Genomic DNA, 17,807 nt, shown 5'->3' with positions numbered 1-17,807 from the left:
ACGGCTATCGGGTGACCTGGCGGTTTCCTGCCGGATTCACCCGATATGCCGAGAATTTGCCAATACTCGGTTGTCGGCCGAATTTTGAATCAATACGTTCGATGGCATGAGTGAACATCCGAGCCGCACCCGAGAACGCCTGCGTGGTCTGGCGATTCTGATCGCCCCCATCGCCCTGCTGGCGCTCACGGTCGGCGTGCTCGCGGCCATCATGCTGCAGGGTGACTACCCGAGCTAGCTACGGCGCATCATCTGGATGCGCGGCCAGATCCTCCCAGAAATCGACGTACGCCCGCTCATGCTTGATGCCGAGTTGCAGAATGCGTCCCCGCGAGACCGCCCGCTCGCTATCGGCCGGATCGATCTCGGCATGCAGTTTCCGATAGAGCTCCAGCCATCGGCGATGTTCGGCCGCCTGCTTATTCGCCAGCGCCACAACATCTTCCGGCTGCCCCAGATCGGCGAAGAACAGTTTCACCTGCGCCGGATCGCGCGTCTCGGGCGGGGCGGCCACCGGATCGCCCAGCCAGTGTGACAATTCGGCGCGCCCCGCCGCGGTGAGATGGAAGACGCGGCGGCGCCGGCCCTCGGCCTCGGCCTCCTCACGCAGTAATCCCTGCTCGGCCAGGCGCGGCGGGATGCGATAGAGCTGCGCGTGCGGGATGGGCCAGAAGTATTCGACGCTCTCCTCGACCCTGGCCTTGAGTTCATAGGGCGTGAGCGGTCCGTGCCTGGCGATCAATCCCAGCACTATGTGGTCCTGCTGGCCGAGTTCGGCCATCGCGCAGCCCCTTTCCTTCGGTTCCTGTTGACACCGTATCACTGAGACTATACGTTCGTTCCAGAGAGACCGTATCAGAGATACTATTGAGGAGCTTGACCATGCGTGGCTTCGCCATCGACCTGTTCGACCGCTGGACCGCCATGTGGAACGGTGATCTGGCCCTGGCCGAGGAGATCATGGCCCCCGAATTCACCCTGCGCTACGCCCAGCCGGGTGCGGTCGAATACGACGACATCCACGATCGTGCGGCCTTCATCAAGCAGATCGAGGTCTTCCGGGCCGAGCGACCCGGTCTGGAATTCGAGGTGCAGGGCCTGCCGGTGGTCGAAATGGATGACACCCGAACGGGATTGATCGCCCGGCCCTACGGTGCCCGCATCACCCGCCCGGACGGCACCGCGGTCGCGCTCAGCGGCAATGACATCCTGCGCACCGAGAACGGGCAGATCGTGGAGGTGTGGTCGGTCTCCGGCGGTCAAGGCGGCCGCAGCTTCTACTGACAGAATGTTCGGATGTCGAAGCGCGGAAAACCCCGTCCCGCCCCCGCGGACTGTCCCTGCGGCCTGCCCGCGAGCTATGCGGACTGCTGCGGGCGGCTGCATCGGGGCGAGGCAGCGGCGACCACGGCCGAACAGCTGATGCGCTCGCGCTACAGCGCCTTCGCGGTGCGGGATGAGGCGTATCTGCTGCGCAGCTGGGATCCGGAGACCCGCCCCGCCGATGTCGATTTCGATCCCGGTCTGCGCTGGGAGCGGCTCGAAATCCTCGCCACGACCGGTGGCGGGCCATTTCATGCCGAGGCCACCGTGGAGTTCCGCGCGCACTATCGATCGGGCGGTGCGGCGGGGGAAATGCGTGAGCACAGCCGTTTCCGCCGCGATGGCGGGGCCTGGGTCTACCTCGACGGCGACGTGGAAGGGTGAGCGGCGGGCGCGGATTCGCGCCAACCGCACGATTGCACTCGATGCATCGCGGCGGACGGTGCCGGACAGGCTGATTCGCCGCGCTACCGCCGCGCCCTGGCCTCGAAACCATCGCAGATCGCCCGCAGACCGGATTCCAGGAGCTGTTCCGGGTTCAGCAGATCGTCCTCGCCGGTGCCGATCAGATCGGTGAGCGCGGGCGGGGTGGGCCAGCGCGGCGCACCCTCCAGAAGCGCGGTGAGACCGGACCGTTCATCGGTTTCGGAATCGCGGTCGATGAGCAGTCGCGCACTGACATGCTGGAGCGCGACCCCGGCGATATAGCTCCAGACCGCCAGCGACATGCGGGTCGCCTCGCGGGTGCTCACGCCGAGTTCGCTGAATCCCTCGACCAGCCAACTCAATACGACCAGGCTGTTCTCGCCGAAGTTGTAGCGCGGGACCGCGAAGGTGAACAGCACCCACGGATGTTCCTGGTACAGCCGCCAATCCACCTCGGCGGCGATGCGCACGCGATCGCGCCAGGTCCAGACCTCTTGACCGGGCGGCGGGTACGGATTGCGGCGCGAGACCTCATCGGTCATGGCCGCGAGCAACGTGTCCTTATTGGGGATGTGCCGGTACAGCGACATGGCTCCCGCGCCCATACGCTCGGCGATCCGGCGCATGGACAGGGCGTCGATTCCGGACTCGTCGGCCAGGGTGATGGCGGTATCGACGATCGCCGCCCGGGTGAGCTTGGCCTCGGTCATCGGATGAATTCTTTCCTTCCCGCCGCGGATCTGCGTACACTGTACTCCGGCCGCGCGTACGACGTACGCGCGCTCTTCTCGTAAAGCCCCTTGATCAGCTCGGAGGATAGGTGATGACCAGCATTCTCGCGCGTCCCGTCGTACGCACGCCGCGCCGCGCGTGGGCCGGACTCGCGGTGCTACTGCTGCCGGTACTGCTGGTGTCGATGGACATGTCCGTGCTGTATCTGGCCATGCCCACCCTGACCGAACATCTGGACCCCTCGGCCACCCAGCAGCTCTGGATTCTCGATATCTACGGCTTCATGATCGCGGGCCTGCTCATCACCATGGGCAATCTCGGCGATCGCATCGGGCGGCGCAATATTCTGCTCGTCGGCGCGACCGTCTTCGGATTGGCCTCGGTGCTGGCCGCTTTCGCGCCCAGCGCTGGCGTGCTCATCGCCGCGCGAGCGCTCATGGGCGTCGGCGGCGCGACCCTGCTGCCGTCCAGCCTGGCGCTGATCTCCACCATGTTCCCGGAGGCGCGGGCGCGGGCGACCGCCATCGGCGTCTGGACCGCGTTCTTCGCGGGCGGGTCGGCGGTCGGGCCGATCATCGGCGGCGTACTGCTGCACCACTTCTGGTGGGGCTCGGTCTTCCTGATCAATACCCCGGTGCTGGTGGTGCTGCTGGTCTTCGGGCCGCTGCTGCTGCCCGAGCATCGTTCGGCCGCGCTCGGACCCCTGGATCTGCCGAGTGTGGTGCTGTCCATCGGCGGCATTCTGCCGATCGTGTACGCGGTCAAGCATTTCGCGGCCGAGGGTTTCGATCTGCCGGTGATCGGTATCGGGGTCATCGGTGTGCTGCTGCTGATCGCGTTCGTGCGACGGCAGCGGCATCTGACCGAACCACTGCTGGATCTGAGTCTGTTCCGCAATGGATTGTTCTCCGTCGCAATCGGTTCCAGCACCGTCGGCATGTTGGCACTGGCCGGTATGAGCTATCTGACCAGCGTGTACCTGCAATCGGTGACCGGGCGCGATGCCCTGGGCGCGGCGCTGCTGGGTATTCCGATGGCCATCGTGGTGTTCGTCTGCTCGGTGAGCGGTGCGCGCATCGGCCGTCTGCTCGGCACCCGGACCGCGTTCGTGCTGGCGCTCAGCATGGCGGCGGCGGGCAACCTTATGTTGCTCGGTATCGGCGTCAACGGGGGTATCGGCTGGTACATCGCCGGAACCGTGGTCGCCGGTGCGGGTTTCGGTATGGCCTTCACATTGGTGTCGGAGGTAGCGGTGGCCGCGGTGCCGCCGGAGCGGGCCGGTTCCGCGGTCGGCATCTCCGAGACCAGTTTCGAACTCGGCAACGGTCTGGGTCTGGCGCTGCTGGGTTCGCTTGCGGCGCTGGTCTTCCGGTCCGGCGGCGACTTCGGATCGACGCTGGGGGAGACCCTCACCCATGCGAACGGCGATACCGCGCTGATCGACTCGGCGCGTGATTCCTTCGTGCACGGTATGCACGTGGCCACCACGGCCGGTGCGATCCTGCTCGCGATCATGGCCGTGATCGCCGTGCTCAGTGGCCGAAAAGCGAAGTCATGAGTTCGGCCGCGGCCTTGTTCATCGGCGTGATCACCCGTAGGTAGAGGAAACGAACCGGGCGGACCACCGTGGCCCGCCATACCGTGCCGCAGACCGCGAGAATCGGTCGCAGCACCGTGCGGTACAGCCAGCGACAGGGCGTCACCACCAGCACTCGCACAATGGTGGTGGCGACCCGCCAGCCGAAGAGCAGTGCGGCCGAGAGCGCCAGCAGGATCGGGCGCAGCACCCAGCGCCACAGCTGGTGGAGCGGCCATACGATCAGCCATTTGCCGAGTGAATAGACCAGCCACAGCACGGCTTTGGCGACGGGCACCAGAATCCAGCGGGCGATCCAGTCGCCGACTGGTTCGATGACGCTGTCCCACAGCCAGATCAGGCCGGGCTTCAGAATGCGCCGCCACAGCCATTCCTCCACCGCCCGTTTCAGCGGGCGCAGCAGGAAGTCGAGAATCAGCGCGCCGAGCGGGGTCAGGATCATGCCCCAGAGCAGCTGGTGGATCAGCAGGCCCCAGAGGAAATCCTTGCAGAACGCCCAGGCCGGGCGAATCAGCCAGTACCAGAGCAGTTTCGCCAGCGGCTCGATGAGGTTATCGAAGCAGAACTCCGCCGCCGCGACGATCGCGCGGCCCACGAATTTGCAGCCCTCCCACAGCAATCGCACAGGGACGAACACCACCACCGCGATTATTCGGGCGACCCAGCCCGCTATCGAAATACGCTCCGGCGGCCCTTCCCGCTGCTCCCGTACCGACATCATCCCCGTCCTCTCCCCGTGCACTGCCTCCATCCTGGTACGGCAAAGTGCCTCGCGCCCTGGGTATTTCCACTCAACTCCGGTCGCGGACCGGTCGGGCGGTTAGAGTCGAGGCGTGGGTGAGAACTCGACCTCGGATCCCCAGCAGCAGCCCGAATCGAACGGCCGTCCCTTCGCGGAACGCGTCGCGACCAGGCTGTTCTATCCGACCACCCGCCCGCGCGAGAAATCGTTGCGCGAGGCCGTGGCGGGTCAGGTCATTCTGATCACCGGCGCGTCACACGGTATCGGCAAGGCCGCGGCTCGCAAACTCGCGGCCGCGGGCGCGACCGTACTGCTGGTGGCGCGCACACTCGATGATCTGGAGAAGGTGGCCGCGGAAATCCGCGCGGACGGCGGTATCGCGCATGTGTACCAGGCCGATATCACCGAAATGGACGCCACCGCCGAACTCGGCGCGGCCCTGCTCGCCGAACACGGTCACGTGGATGTCGTAATCAATAACGCGGGCAAATCCATTCGCCGCCCCGTCGACGAATCCTATGACCGCTTCCACGATTTCACCCGCACCATCGATATCAATTACCTCGGCCCGGTCCGCCTGCTGCTGGCCCTGCTGCCCAGTATGCGCGAGCGCCGCCACGGCCATATCGTGAACATTTCCACCTGGGGTCTGCGCATGCCCCCGGCCCCGCGCTGGGCGGCCTACGGCGCGTCGAAAGCGGCCTTCGATGTCTGGTTGCGCACCGTCGCAACCGAAATCGCCGCCGACGATGTGACGACGACCTCCATCTACATGCCCCTGGTGCACACCCGAATGAGCGCACCCACCGACTTCACCGGCGTCCCCGGCCTGACCGCGGATGAGGCCGCCAACCTCATCTCCCACGCGGTGGTCTCCCGCCCCCGCGAGATCTCCCCGTGGTGGACCGGACCCGTGCAAGCGTGGACCGATCTCCGGCGCGGTGCGGCCCAGCGCTTCATGGAACGCAGTTTCCGGCACTGACCCGCCCCGCGCGGAGCGTGATCGTCAGGGGATGAGGACGACTTTGCCCGTGGTGGCCCGGGATTCGAGGGCGCGGTGGGCAGCCGCCGCCTGAGCGAGGGGGAAGCGGTGCAGGCCGGGGACCAGGCGTCCGGCGGCGGCTTCCGCGAGGGCCCGGTCCTCGAGGGCACGCATGCCTCCGGCTCGTTCGTACATTTTCGGGCCGAGCGTGGCGACCGGGGTGATGCCCAGGTCCGTCAGTTCCGCTTCGGTGATACCGGTCGGCCCGGCGGCGAAACCGTAGGTCAGCCACTGGCCGCCCTTGGCCAGCAGGGTGATCGCGGTGCGGCTGACACCGCCGCCCACGCCGTCGAACAGCAATGTGGCGGGGCGGTCACCGAATTCGGCTCGAATGCGATCCAGCCAGTCGGGGAGCAGATAGTCCACGGCCAGATCGGCCCCGTTGCGGGACACCAGATCCACCTTCTCCGGACCGCCCGCGAGGCCGACCACGGTCGCCCCGGCGTTCTTCAGATACTGCACGAGCAGGGTGCCGATACCGCCCGCCGCGGCCAGTACCACCGCAACCGATTCGGGGGAGATATCGGCGAATTGCAGTATGCCCATGGTGGTTCGGCCGGTGCCGATCATCGCCACGGCCGCGGCCGGATCCAGCTCCGCCGGAATCTCCTGTAGCCGTTCGACTTCGGTGACCACGAACTCGGCGTAGCCACCGGGGACCTGGCCGATATGTGCGACAACCCTGCGCCCGAGCCAGTTTTTGTCGGCCACGGATCCGATGGCGTCCACGATGCCCGCGATCTCCCGGCCCGGAATGGTGGGCAGTTCCGGCAGTTGGATCGGTCCCATCGCCACGCCCTTGCGGATGGTGGTGTCGATGAGGTGTACGCCCGAGGCGGCGACCGCGATGCGCACCTGTCCGGGTCCGGGCTCGGGATCCCGCACTTCGGTGTACTCGAGATTCTCGGCGGGGCCGAAGGCGTGCAGGCGAATGGCGTGCATGAGAACTCCTGGAGATCGAAAGCTGGTCGCGCGCCCAAGCTTGCAACCTCGACCGGGGTTCAGGTCAAGACCTTCGATCTCGCACTCGGCTCTCGTGACGCGGCGGATCGAGCCGGGAGCGTGTGCTCGCTGCGCCGCCGCTTAGGATCGGGCGATGCGATATCCGGAGGTGCGGCGATGAGTCTGGCCACGCTATTGACCCTGGCCGACTCCCGGCTGCCCATCGGCGGGCATGTGCATTCGGGCGGCGTGGAGGAGGCGGTGTCCTCGGGTCTGCTGCGCGATGTGGCCTCGGTGGAGCTGTATCTGCGCAGGCGTATCCGGACCTCGGGGGCGGTGGCGGCCTCGCTGGCGGCCGCGGTGTGCGCGGGCGCGCTGGATCCGGCGCGAGCCGAACTGGAAGCCGATGCTCGGACGCCGTCGCCGTCCGCGCGCACGGCGTCGCGGGCGCAGGGGCGCGGATTGCTGCGGCTGGCGAAACAGGTCTGGCCGCAGGCGGATTGGCGCGCGCTGGGTCCGCGCCCGCATTTGTCCACGGTGTTCGGCGTGGTCGGCGCGGTCTGCGGGGCGTCACCGGAGGAGATCGCGGGGGTGGTGGTCTACACGACCATGACCGGTGCGGCCACGGCGGCGCAGCGATTGCTGGCCCTGGATCCGGCGGCCGTGGCGGCCTGCACCATCAGGCTCGGTGAGGTCTGCGATCGCACCGCGCGGTCGGCGACCAAGGGTCTGGTCGCGCTGTCCGATCCGCTCCAGGATGTGCTCGCCGAGCGTCATCTGGCCCGCGATATGCCATTGTTCGCGTCCTGACCTGCGGAATCGAGCCGGGTAACAAGCGCTTTACGTGCGTCCGACAGGATGAAGCCCGGAAAGGAGCACACCTACATGCCACCTCATTTCATCGACGGGGAACCGCACGAGCACCACGATCGGCCCAAGCGCGAGCGCACGCCGGGGGAACCGGTGCGGATCGGCGTCGGCGGACCGGTCGGTTCGGGTAAGACGGCGCTGGTGGCCGCGCTGTGCCGGCAGCTGCGCGATGAGCTGTCCCTGGCCGTGCTGACCAATGACATCTACACCACCGAGGATGCCGACTTCCTGCGCCGCAATGCGGTGCTCCCGGACGAGCGCATCACCGCGGTGCAGACCGGCGGCTGCCCGCACACCGCCATTCGCGATGACATCACCGCGAACCTCGATGCCATCGATGACCTCATCGAGGCCAATCCGCCGCTGGATCTGATCCTGGTGGAATCGGGCGGCGACAATCTCACCGCCACCTTCTCCTCGGGTCTGATCGACGCCCAGATCTTCGTGGTGGACGTCGCGGGCGGCGATAAGGTGCCGCGCAAGGGCGGCCCGGGCGTCACCTGGTCCGATCTGCTGGTCATCAACAAGACCGATCTCGCCCCCATGGTCGGCGCGGATCTGGGTGTGATGGACCGTGATTCGACCAAGGTGCGCGAGGGCCGCCCCTTCGTCTTCACCTCCCTCACCGAGGATCCGGCCGCCACCCCGGTGCTCACCTGGGTGCGCGAACAGCTGGCCCTGGCCGCGGAACAGGATGCGAAGTCCGGTGCCGCGCACACGCACTGACCTCGCGGTGCGCGCGGGTGCCGCGGTGCCCGGGGTCGCCGCGCCCGGGGCCCTGAGCGTCGCGTTCGGCACAGCGGCCGGGGAATGGATATCCGGTGCGCACTGAACTGCGGATCGATGCCACCGCCGGGGAACTGCCGCGGATTCACGCGGTGGGCGGTCTGGCGGCGCGGCTCACCGGTCCGGATACGGTGCACCTGATCGGCACGGCCGCAACGCCTTTGGGCGGTGACGAGCTGGATATCCGAATCACCGTGGGCGCGGGAGCGCGTCTGTCGGTGCGCTCGGTGGCGGCCACCATCGCACTGCCGGGCAGAGCGACTCCGAAGTCGTTCGCGCACTGGCATGTCGAGGTGGCGGCGGGCGGTGAGCTGGATCTCGATCCGGAGCCGACCGTGGTCGCGGGCGGGGCCGAGCATGAGACGCTCAGCACCGTGCGGCTGGAAGACGGTGCGCGGCTACGGCTTCGGGAACGGGTACAGGTCGGTCGCATCGGCGAGGATCACGGTTATTGGTCCGGTGAGCTGAATGCCGATATCGGTGATGTGCCGCTGCTGCGGCATCGCCTGGATCTCGGAGCCGACGCGTGTACCGATGACGCGCTGTCCGGACCCCGTGCGCTGGAGAGCATTCTGACCTACCCGGATGTGCGCGCGGCCGAATTCACCGGCGTGGCAGCGGCATTGCTGCCGCTCGCCGCGGGTGGAACCCTGTTCACCCGTACCGCAACGCTTTTGCGCGTCTAACCCGTCAGGGCCGCAGTGCCGAGGCGAACGAGTCGAGATTCAGCAGCGCGAAAATCCAGTCGGCGCTGATGCGGTGTCCGAAGAAGCGAAACATGCGGGCACTCCATTCTTTCCGGTTGGATGGGGATCGACGCGCAACAGCGGGAACCAGACCTCACCCCTGGTTCCCGCCGTGCACACTGTTGCGCGAAAAGCCTGTCGGCGAACCGAACTCAGTTCGCGACGACGCGCGGTGGAGCGTTGAACGCGTTCACGGCGCCGACCACGGCACCCACCGCGGCACCGGCCGCGGCTGCGGGCAGTGCGATCACCGCGGCACCGGCCGCGGCGCCCGCCGCGGGTCCGGCCACCAGGCCGACCGGGAACAACGGCAGTCCGACCACGAGGCCCAGGGCCGCGCCGACGGTCGCCGAGGTGAGAGCGATCGGCATTGATGCGCTCGCACCCGCTACCGCTCCCATGGCCGCGGTGCCGACGGTCTGGCCGGCGATGCGGTCGGAACGGCTGCGCTCCAACCCGATCGAATCGAGGAACGTCGCGAGATTCGCCTCGGTCTGAGCGGAGTTGTCATTGATCTGGATCGCCTGCTCGCTATCGATCCAGTTCGGCGCGTCGACGATCACATCGCCGAACCGGAACTTACCGGCGGGCGGGGCGATCGGGGGCACCGCGGGCACCGGCATCGGTGCGTGCAGTGCGCCGACGGGCGCCAGGTAGCTCTTGTCCGGGGCCTGACGTGACCACTGGATGGAGCTCTTGGTGTCACCGGGAATCTGCAGGCCCTCGTACGGCATCACGTTGGGCGCATCGGCGGCGGGCCACTGGGCAGCCGCGCCATCGTGCTGCGCGACCGGATCAGTTTGCACCGGTGCGGCATTCGCGGCTCCGGTTCCGACGATCGCCATGACTAGCGGAACGGCGCCCGCCGCCACCACGTTTCCGACTTTATTGCGATGCGGGTTGAGGGCTCTGTGCTTGCCTGCGGCCAATTCACGACCTTTCTTGCTCGGGGGAACATCGACGCCCGACATTCGGACCCGTCGGTCAACCGGATTGGTCGGATTTCGTACTCGCGTAGAACGTCCGCATTGCCGAAAGTTAGCTATTTGCTTGCGTATTCACGAGAACGGGGCCGGAATCCCAGTTGATGGATTCCGGCCCCGGCAAAACGGCTATCACTCGCTGATAGCTGCTCCGGCATCGTCGGCGGAGGCCGCGGGCTGGTCCACCGTTGCCGCGGGACCGGTCGCGGGTGCGAGCACGCCATTGGCCATGCCCACCGCCGCACCGATGCTCGCGCCTACGGTGGCCGCGGGAATCGCGATCAGGGAGACCGCCGCGGTCGCGCCGATAGCCGGGCCGAAGACCCAACCGGCCGGTGCGAACGGCGTGCCCGCCATGGCCCCGATGAACCCGCCCATGACCGCACCGGCGATCTCGGCGGGCGCGGCCACGCCGACGCCCACCGCGGCGCCGACGGCGGCGGTGCCGACCGTCTGCGCGGCGATGCGATCCGACCGGCTCGGCTCGAAGCCGGCCGAGTCGAGCGTGCGCGCCAGGTTGGCCTCCGTGCCCGCGGAGAGCTCATTGACCTGAGCGGCCTGCTCGGGGGTGAGGAACGACGGGATGTCGATCACGGTATCGCCGAAACGCAGCTTGCCTTCCGGCGCCGCGATCGGCGCGACATCGGCCGCGAGGGCCGGGTTCGGCATGCGCAGACCCTGCATGTCCACCGCCGCGACGGGGCCATTGGGGATATCGCGCACGCCGGTGGAGGAATTGCGGCCGACCCGGACGACGGGTGCGGGCGCGGTGACCGTTTCTACGCCCTCGGTCTCGAGCACCGGTGCGGCTTCGGCGGAGTAACCCGCTTCGCCCGCGGTCGGCTTGGCCTCGGGCTTGGTCTCGTCCGACATCATCGGGGGGACCGGAACCGAGAGCTGTCCGAACGGTGAGTCGAGAACGAGACCGGGCTGTGCGTCGGTGCCGGGCTGCTTCTCCACGACCGTGGACTGGTTGTCCTCGGTGCTCGCCGGATCCGCCACAGCGGTTCCGGCGGTGGACAGGGCGGCTACCAGCGGGAGTGCTCCCGCGATGGCAAGCGACCCGAGACGGCGGCGGCGCGGTGAAACTTGATCAGCCGGTTGGCGTTTGCCCATGGATGACCTTTCCGATTCGAATGTCGACAGATGTCGGACATTCGGATCCGGACGGCATGCCGGATTGGTCCCGGTGCCGCCCGGTCAGGGCATCCCTGCGTGGCGCGGCGGCATCGCCGCCCGCCAGCGTGTCGTTACGAGGCGGCCGCGTCCTTGACGTTCGCTACGGATTTGCCGTTCTCCGAAGCGGATTCGCCGCCGATCTGCTTGGCGAGCTCGCGCGCGTCATCCGGATTATCGAGCGCTTCCAGGGCCAGCCGCGCGAACACCCACTGTTCGGTGGCGGCCATCTGACCGCGATGCCGACCCAGGAACGAGGTGAACCACTCCAGCACGGTGACGAACCGGCTGCGGAAACCGACCAGGTAATACAGGTGCAGTCCGAGCCAGGCCAGCCACGCCAGGAAACCGCTGAACTCGAGCTTGCCGACCTGGCAGACCGCGTAGAACCGCGACACCGTGGCCATCGAGCCCTTGTCGAAGTACTTGAACGGCTTGCGTTCCGCGGGTTCGTGACCGGCCAGGCCCGCCTTGATGGCCTTGGCGGCGTAGGTGCCGCCCTGGATGGCGCCCTGCGCCTGTCCGGGCACGCCCGGTACCGACATGAGGTCGCCGACCACGAAGACGTTGGGGTAGCCCTTGATGGTCAGATCGGGTTCCACGATCACGCGCCCGGCCCGGTCCGTCTCGGTGCCCTCGGAATGCTCGGCCAGGATCTTGCCGAGTCCACTGGCCTGCACACCGGCCGACCACACCTTGCACGCGGATTCGATGCGCCGGGTGCCGTCGCCGTCCTTGATGGTGACCCCGCGCGCGTCGACATTGGTGACGATGGCGTTGAGCTGGATCTCCACGCCCATCTTCTCCAGCCGCTGATGCGCCTTACCGCCGAGCTTGGGGCCCATCGGCGCGAGCACCGCGCCCGCGCCCTCGACCAGGATCACGCGGGCGTCGCGGGTGTCGATATTGCGGAAGGTGCCATCGAGGGTACGGTCCGCGAGTTCGGCGATCTGCCCGGCCAATTCGACGCCGGTGGGGCCCGCGCCCACGACCACGAAGGTCATGAAACGGTCGCGGGTCTCCTGATCCTTGGCCAGTTCGGCCTCTTCGAACGAGCCCAGGATGCGCGCGCGCAATTCGAGCGCGTCGTCGATGGTCTTCATACCGGGCGCGTAGGTCGCGAACTGATCGTTGCCGAAGTACGACTGCTGCGCGCCCGCGGCGACGATGAGGCTGTCGAAGGGGGTGACGGTGTCCTGGTTGAGCAGGCGCGAGGTCACCGTCCCACCCTTGACGTCGATTTCGTCGACCTCGCCCATGATCACCCGCACGTTCTGCTGTTTGCGCAGCACGATGCGGGTGGCGGGCGCGATCTCACCGACCGACAGAATGCCGGTGGCCACCTGGTACAGCAGCGGCTGGAACAGGTGGGTGGAGGTCTTGGAGATGAGCGTGATGTCGACGTCGGCCTTCCGCAGGTGCTTGCAAGCGAAGAGGCCGCCGAACCCGGACCCGATCACCACCACGCGGTGGCGCTGTGCGACGGAATTATCGGCGTTCATCTAGTCCCTGCTCCTAGCCAGACGGTGAAACTACGACACTTCTCACGTCAAGGGTAGTGCGATGGTCGCCGGTTCAGCTCATCGACCCGCGAACAGCAGTTGCGCCACCCGGGTGGTGGTCTCGGATCCGTCGGTGTAGCTACCGTTCGGACCCTGTTCGGTCATGATGGCCAGCGTGTAGCGCTCACCGGGTCCGGCGAAGCCGACCGAGTTGACCACCCAGCCGCCCTGTTCATCGGACCAGCCGTTCTTGAGACCGGGTTGCATGGCCGCGCCCGCGCCCCAGACGCCCCAGTGCTGATTGGTGTCGACGCGGCGCATGCGGTCCACCAGGTAGGCGCGATCGTCCGGATGCATGCGGGTGAGCACGTTGTCCATCAACCGGTCCAGATCGGACGGTGAGCACTGCTGGAAGCCCCAGTCCGGGAACAGTTTCATCTGCTCCAGGGAGGTGCTCGGCTGCAGCGGGACGAGCCCGGCCATACCGTTGGCGCGGAAGGCGTTGTTGAACGCCATACGGTCCAGACCTGCGAACTTGTTCCACAGGATGTCGGCGGCATTGTCGTTGGAGGTTGCCAGCATGGACTCCATCAGCGAGCGGTCGCCCGGGTCCAGCACGATCGCGCCGATGCGGGCGCGATTCAGCAGATCCTCCGCGATCGCCAGTTTGATGGTGGAGGCGGTCCAGAACATGTTGTCCGAGTTCGCGTTCCGGTAGATACCGCCGGAGACGCGGTCGCGCACCACATATCCGGTGATACCGGGTCTGCCCGCGAGATAGTTGTCGACCGACGCGATGCGATTACTCAAATCGCAGTCGAATCCCGGCAGGCAGCCCTGCGCGAGTACGGGCCGCGCGGCGGCGGAGGGGAGGAATACCGGCGCAGCGGGAATCAGGGCAGCGGCGGCGAGGACGCAAGCGGAGGCGGCCACACGGGAGTTCCGGGCCATCGGAGAACGCACGGTGGGAAACAATAGACATCACAATGCCCGATGTGCACGTCTTGAGTGGATTGACTGGCTGTGCTATGGAAAACCCGCTGTCACAGCGGGTTTCGAATTTCGCTTCGGCGCGCCGGATTGCCTTGCGCCGCAAGGCGGGCGGACACGCCGTGCGAAAGGGGTGCTCAGCGGAATGCGGCGGACAGTTCCTCGACACTGCGACCGTTGAGGCGATAGCAGTGCGCGAATGCCTCGGCATGCTGATCCCGGGCCCACGACGCGAGTACCACGGTGCGCCCGTAGCAGCGGGAATTCACCAGCTCCCAGCGTTCTCCGACCCGCCGGACAGTGAACCCGCGCCTCGGGATCATGGGAATCACCGACGCAGACATCGACGCAACCAGCCTTTCCTCACAGCACAATCGACCTCCCCGAAAAGCACTGTCGCATACCACACTCGAATTTCGGGGTGACGCGCCCTAGCTAATCTCCGGCGTGTGGCAGGTGTCACCCGGCGAGCCGAGGGACCCGGTGATTGCATGTCGTTCGCTGACTGTATAAACACAGGTCGTGCACATTCACCGGGCCGAGCGTGCGGACACGCTCGCCGACGCGCTGGCCGAGCTGCTCGCCGCACCGCTCGGCGATCCGTTCACCCCGGAAGTGGTAGCCGTTCCGGCCAAGGGCATCGAGCGCTGGTTGCAGCAGCGGCTCGGGGTGGTTCTCGGCAGCGCCGCGCATGCCGACGGGGTCGCGGCCAATATCGATTTCGCGGATCCGGCCGCGCTGGTGGCGCGGGTGCTGGCCGAGGCGACGGGCTGGGTGCCCGAGGATGATCCGTGGGCGGGCGAGCGCGTGGTGTGGACGCTGCTGCCGGTGCTGGACGAGGTGCTGTCCGAGCCCTGGAGTGCCGTGCTGGCACGGCATCTCGGCAATGGTGACGCGGGCGGGCATCGGGTCGGGCGGCGGTATGCGACGGCGGCGCGGATCGCGGAATTGTTCGCGGGTTACGCCATGCAGCGGCCCGGCATGATCACGGACTGGGCGGCCGGTTCCGATACCGACGGTGCCGGGCATCCGCTGCCCGAGGATCTGCTCTGGCAGCCGCAACTGTGGCGGCGACTGCGCGCGGCGGTCGGGGAACCCTCTCCGGCCGAACGACTTTCGGACGCGTGCGCGCGCCTGCGGACCGATCCGGCCGTGGTGTCGCTGCCCGATCGTCTCTCGCTGTTCGGGGTGACCCGATTGACCACCGATCAGCTCGAGGTGCTCTCGGCGCTCTCGGCTGGGCGGGGCGTGCACCTGTGGCTGGTGCATCCGAGCCCGGCGCTGTGGACCAAACTCGCCGATGCCGAGGTGATCCCGAATTCCGGTGTGCGGGTGCGGCATCCGCTGCTCGCGGCGCTGGGCCGGGATGTGCGGGAATTGCAACAGCGGCTCGCGAGCTACGATCACATCGATACCTACCACCCCGCCCCGGAGCCGCACCGGTCGGGGATGTCGGATCCGCGGACGCAGCTGTCCGGTACGCCGGATTCGCCTGCGGGTGCGCCCGATTCGCGGCTGGAGCCGATCACGCCGCGCACGCTGCTCACCGAATTGCAGGCCGCCATCCGGCAGGACCGGTGGTCGCTCATGCCGGAACCGGCGCTGGCCGACGGCAGCGTCATGGTGCACTCCTGTCACGGTCCGGCTCGGCAGGTGGAGGTGCTGCGGGACGCGCTGCTCGGATTGTTCAGCGCCGACCCGACTTTGGAGCCGCGCGATGTGATCGTCATGTGCCCGGATGTGGAGAGCTACGCGCCGCTGGTGCGCGCGGCGTTCGGACAGTGGTCCCTGGACGGATCCGCGCCGGGGCATCCGGCGCACGGATTGCGGGTGCGGCTGGCCGATCGCGCACAGCGGGCGGTGAACCCGCTGCTCGATGTGATCGCCACACTGCTGGAGCTGGCCGACGGGCGCGTCACCGTCACCGAGGTGCTGGATCTGGCTGCGACGGAACCGGTTCGGCTGCGCTGCGGTTTCGACGAGGACGATATCGAGCGATTGCGCGATTGGGCCGCCGAGACCGGGGCGCGCTGGGGGATCGGGCAGCGGCAGCGACAGGCGTTCGGGCTGGGCGATTTCGCGCAGAACACGCTCAACGCGGCGGTGGACCGCATTCTGCTGGGTGTGGCGGCCGGTGAATCCAGTGAGGACTGGCTGGATCTGGTGCTGCCGCTGGACGATGTCGACAGCAATGACATCGATCTGGCCGGGCGCTTCGCGGAATTCGTGGACCGCCTGGCGGTCTGCCTGCGGGATCTGCGCGGGCCGACCCTCGAGGAACCGGCCGGATCCGCACGGCCCGCGTCGGAATGGGCCTCGGTGCTCGGGCGAGCGCTGGATCTGCTCACCGATGTGCCGCTGACCCAGGGCTGGCAGGGCGTGCAGGCGCGCCGGGAATTGGCCGCCGCCACCGAGCACGCCGGGCAGATTCCCCTGCGGCTCACCGATATCGCCGCACTACTGGCCGCCAGGCTGGCCGGACGGCCGTCACGGGCCAACTTCCGCACCGGTGAGCTGACCGTGTGCACCATGGTGCCCATGCGGTCGGTACCGCATCGGGTGGTGGTGCTGCTCGGGCTCGATGACGAGGTGTTCCCGCGCACCGGCGGCGTGGACGGTGACGATGTGCTGGCGCGGCATCGCTGCCCGGGCGATCGCGATCCGCGCAGTGAGGACCGGCAGCTGCTGCTGGACGCCATCATGGCGGCGGGGGAGCGACTCGTCCTGCTGCACACCGGATCCGATCCGGTGACCGGTGCGCATAGGCCGCCCGCGATTCCGCTGGCCGAACTGCTGGACACCGTGCGCGCGCACGTCGGTCCCGCCGGGCTCGAGCACGTCGTCATGCGACATCCCCTGCAGCCCTTCGACCGTCGCAATTTCGATCCCGAGAAGCCGTTCAGCTTCGACGGTGTCGCGCTCGCTGGTGCGCTCGCGGCCCAGCGACCGCCCGCCGCGCGCCCGCCGTTCCTGGCCGCCGCACTGCCCGCGACCGAACGCGGGGATGTGGAACTGGCCGATCTGGTGTCCTTCGCCGAACATCCGATTCGGGCGTTCCTGTGGCAGCGCTTGGGGATTCGCGTCCCCGAGAGCGAGGAGGAGATCGCCGACCGCCTGCCCATCGAGCTGGACGGGCTCACCAAATGGGGTATGGGCGAACGCATGCTGTCCGCCCGGCTCACCGGGGTGGACCCCAACGCGCTGCGCGCGGCCGAATGGCGGCGCGGCTCGCTGCCGCCGTTCGCGCTCGGCGCGGCCGTACTCGACGATGTGGAGAACACCGTCGACCGCCTGGTGCGGGTGGCGCAGCCGCTGCACGAAATCCCCTCCCGCACCGTCGATATCGCGGTCGATCTGGGCGACGGCCGCCGCCTCACCGGCACCGTCCCCGATGTGCACGACGACGCGCTGTTGCGCACCACCTTCTCCCGGCTCGCGCCCAAACACCGGATAGCGGCCTGGGTGCGGCTGCTCGCACTCGCCGCCACCGGCGACCATCAGAGCTGGCGGGCCATCACCATCGGGCGCGGCAAGATGTCGCGTCCCGCATGGCAATCCACGCTCGTAGCGCCCAATGCGCACGCGGCGCGCCTGCTGCTGCGCGATCTGGCGGCACTGCGAGACGAGGGCCTGGCCGAGGCGCTGCCCATCGCTCCAGCGGCCTCGGCGGCCTATGCCGAGCGCCGCTGCCAGGGCTCCTCCGCCGAGGATGCCCTGCTCGCCGCCGAACACGAATTCGACGGCGGGAAGGACGGTCCCGGCCGCTACGGCGAACACACCGACCGCTATCTGCGCTATGTCCTGGGCCCCACCCCGCGCTTCCATCAGTTGACCGAATCGCTCACCACCGCGCCCACCGCGCTGGAAGCCGAGCCGACCCGTTTCGGTGAACTGGCGCGCCGTCTCTGGAATCCGTTGCTCAGCAACGAGAATCAAGGCCAGCCATGACG

18 protein-coding genes are annotated in these 17,807 nt (G+C 67.8%); 9 read left to right on the top strand and 9 right to left on the bottom strand.

Annotation, left to right across the window (positions count from 1 at the left end):
• The first annotated feature begins 106 nt into the window (after nt 1-106).
• Nucleotides 107-238 carry a hypothetical protein gene (locus ACFC4D_RS02165; RefSeq protein WP_364633785.1) on the top strand — a complete coding sequence of 44 codons (132 nt, stop codon included), beginning with the start codon at nt 107-109 and terminating at the stop codon, nt 236-238.
• Here ACFC4D_RS02165 and ACFC4D_RS02160 read toward each other — a convergent pair whose 3' ends face one another.
• Nucleotides 239-781, bottom strand: a complete 543-nt coding sequence (locus ACFC4D_RS02160; RefSeq protein WP_376061288.1) for a PadR family transcriptional regulator — start codon at nt 779-781, stop codon at nt 239-241. It lies immediately after the preceding gene.
• 101 nt (nt 782-882) lie between these two features.
• Between ACFC4D_RS02160 and ACFC4D_RS02155 the strand changes: the two genes are divergently transcribed.
• Together ACFC4D_RS02155 and ACFC4D_RS02150 are read left to right on the top strand one after the other, a co-directional pair.
• Nucleotides 883-1,284: a nuclear transport factor 2 family protein gene (locus ACFC4D_RS02155; RefSeq protein ID WP_376061286.1), complete on the top strand. Its 402-nt coding sequence runs from the start codon at nt 883-885 to the stop codon at nt 1,282-1,284.
• A gap of 12 nt (nt 1,285-1,296) precedes the next feature.
• On the top strand, nt 1,297-1,707 hold the full coding sequence (locus tag ACFC4D_RS02150) for a YchJ family protein (RefSeq protein ID WP_376061285.1): 411 nt from the start codon (nt 1,297-1,299) through the stop codon (nt 1,705-1,707).
• 83 nt (nt 1,708-1,790) lie between these two features.
• Here ACFC4D_RS02150 and ACFC4D_RS02145 read toward each other — a convergent pair whose 3' ends face one another.
• Complete coding sequence (locus ACFC4D_RS02145) at nt 1,791-2,459, bottom strand: TetR/AcrR family transcriptional regulator (RefSeq protein WP_375967664.1); 669 nt, start codon at nt 2,457-2,459, stop codon at nt 1,791-1,793.
• A gap of 113 nt (nt 2,460-2,572) precedes the next feature.
• Between ACFC4D_RS02145 and ACFC4D_RS02140 the strand changes: the two genes are divergently transcribed.
• Nucleotides 2,573-4,039 carry an MFS transporter gene (locus ACFC4D_RS02140; protein ID WP_376061283.1) on the top strand — a complete coding sequence of 489 codons (1,467 nt, stop codon included), beginning with the start codon at nt 2,573-2,575 and terminating at the stop codon, nt 4,037-4,039.
• Here ACFC4D_RS02140 and ACFC4D_RS02135 read toward each other — a convergent pair.
• Nucleotides 4,014-4,796 carry a hypothetical protein gene (locus ACFC4D_RS02135; RefSeq protein WP_376061282.1) on the bottom strand — a complete coding sequence of 261 codons (783 nt, stop codon included), beginning with the start codon at nt 4,794-4,796 and terminating at the stop codon, nt 4,014-4,016. The genes ACFC4D_RS02140 and ACFC4D_RS02135 overlap by 26 nt on opposite strands.
• 115 nt (nt 4,797-4,911) lie before the next feature.
• Between ACFC4D_RS02135 and ACFC4D_RS02130 the strand changes: the two genes are divergently transcribed.
• Nucleotides 4,912-5,802: an SDR family NAD(P)-dependent oxidoreductase gene (locus ACFC4D_RS02130; protein ID WP_375967661.1), complete on the top strand. Its 891-nt coding sequence runs from the start codon at nt 4,912-4,914 to the stop codon at nt 5,800-5,802.
• 24 nt (nt 5,803-5,826) lie between these two features.
• Here the strand turns inward: ACFC4D_RS02130 and ACFC4D_RS02125 are convergent, their stop codons facing one another.
• The gene (locus tag ACFC4D_RS02125; RefSeq protein ID WP_376061281.1) at nt 5,827-6,804 is read right to left on the bottom strand and encodes a zinc-binding dehydrogenase; all 978 of its coding nucleotides are present in this window, start codon (nt 6,802-6,804) and stop codon (nt 5,827-5,829) included.
• Nucleotides 6,805-6,981: 177 nt separating this feature from the next.
• On the opposite strand from ACFC4D_RS02125, the gene ACFC4D_RS02120 reads away from it, so the two are divergent.
• The 3 genes from ACFC4D_RS02120 (at nt 6,982) to ACFC4D_RS02110 (ending at nt 9,146) form a co-directional block, all read left to right on the top strand.
• Nucleotides 6,982-7,614, top strand: a complete 633-nt coding sequence (locus ACFC4D_RS02120) for an urease accessory protein UreF (protein WP_376061280.1) — start codon at nt 6,982-6,984, stop codon at nt 7,612-7,614.
• A 75-nt stretch (nt 7,615-7,689) separates the two neighbouring features.
• Entirely contained in the window at nt 7,690-8,400 is a 711-nt protein-coding gene (gene ureG, locus ACFC4D_RS02115; RefSeq protein ID WP_375967658.1) for an urease accessory protein UreG, read from the top strand.
• A gap of 95 nt (nt 8,401-8,495) precedes the next feature.
• Complete coding sequence (locus ACFC4D_RS02110) at nt 8,496-9,146, top strand: urease accessory protein UreD (RefSeq protein ID WP_376061278.1); 651 nt, start codon at nt 8,496-8,498, stop codon at nt 9,144-9,146.
• Nucleotides 9,147-9,358: 212 nt separating this feature from the next.
• Here ACFC4D_RS02110 and ACFC4D_RS02105 read toward each other — a convergent pair whose 3' ends face one another.
• The 5 genes from ACFC4D_RS02105 to ACFC4D_RS02085 all read right to left on the bottom strand — a co-directional run bounded on the left by ACFC4D_RS02105 (nt 9,359) and on the right by ACFC4D_RS02085 (nt 14,180).
• Complete coding sequence (locus ACFC4D_RS02105; RefSeq protein ID WP_376061277.1) at nt 9,359-10,081, bottom strand: hypothetical protein; 723 nt, start codon at nt 10,079-10,081, stop codon at nt 9,359-9,361.
• Between the two features lie 240 nt (nt 10,082-10,321).
• On the bottom strand, nt 10,322-11,305 hold the full coding sequence (locus ACFC4D_RS02100) for a hypothetical protein (RefSeq protein ID WP_376061275.1): 984 nt from the start codon (nt 11,303-11,305) through the stop codon (nt 10,322-10,324).
• A 134-nt stretch (nt 11,306-11,439) separates the two neighbouring features.
• Complete coding sequence (locus ACFC4D_RS02095) at nt 11,440-12,867, bottom strand: NAD(P)/FAD-dependent oxidoreductase (protein ID WP_376061274.1); 1,428 nt, start codon at nt 12,865-12,867, stop codon at nt 11,440-11,442.
• 78 nt (nt 12,868-12,945) lie between these two features.
• Nucleotides 12,946-13,818 carry a tat pathway signal sequence gene (locus ACFC4D_RS02090; RefSeq protein WP_376061882.1) on the bottom strand — a complete coding sequence of 291 codons (873 nt, stop codon included), beginning with the start codon at nt 13,816-13,818 and terminating at the stop codon, nt 12,946-12,948.
• A gap of 176 nt (nt 13,819-13,994) precedes the next feature.
• A complete protein-coding gene (locus ACFC4D_RS02085; protein ID WP_375967651.1) occupies nt 13,995-14,180 on the bottom strand; it encodes a hypothetical protein in 186 nt (61 codons plus the stop codon).
• Between the two features lie 199 nt (nt 14,181-14,379).
• Between ACFC4D_RS02085 and recC the strand changes: the two genes are divergently transcribed.
• Nucleotides 14,380-17,805: an exodeoxyribonuclease V subunit gamma gene (gene recC, locus ACFC4D_RS02080; protein ID WP_376061273.1), complete on the top strand. Its 3,426-nt coding sequence runs from the start codon at nt 14,380-14,382 to the stop codon at nt 17,803-17,805.
• Nucleotides 17,806-17,807 lie beyond the last annotated feature (2 nt).

Source organism: Nocardia sp. NPDC056000 (assembly GCF_042269265.1).
Lineage (GTDB): Bacteria > Actinomycetota > Actinomycetes > Mycobacteriales > Mycobacteriaceae > Nocardia.
The sequence above is the reverse complement of the archived record's forward strand: the minus strand, read 5'-3'. Positions and strand labels throughout refer to the sequence as shown.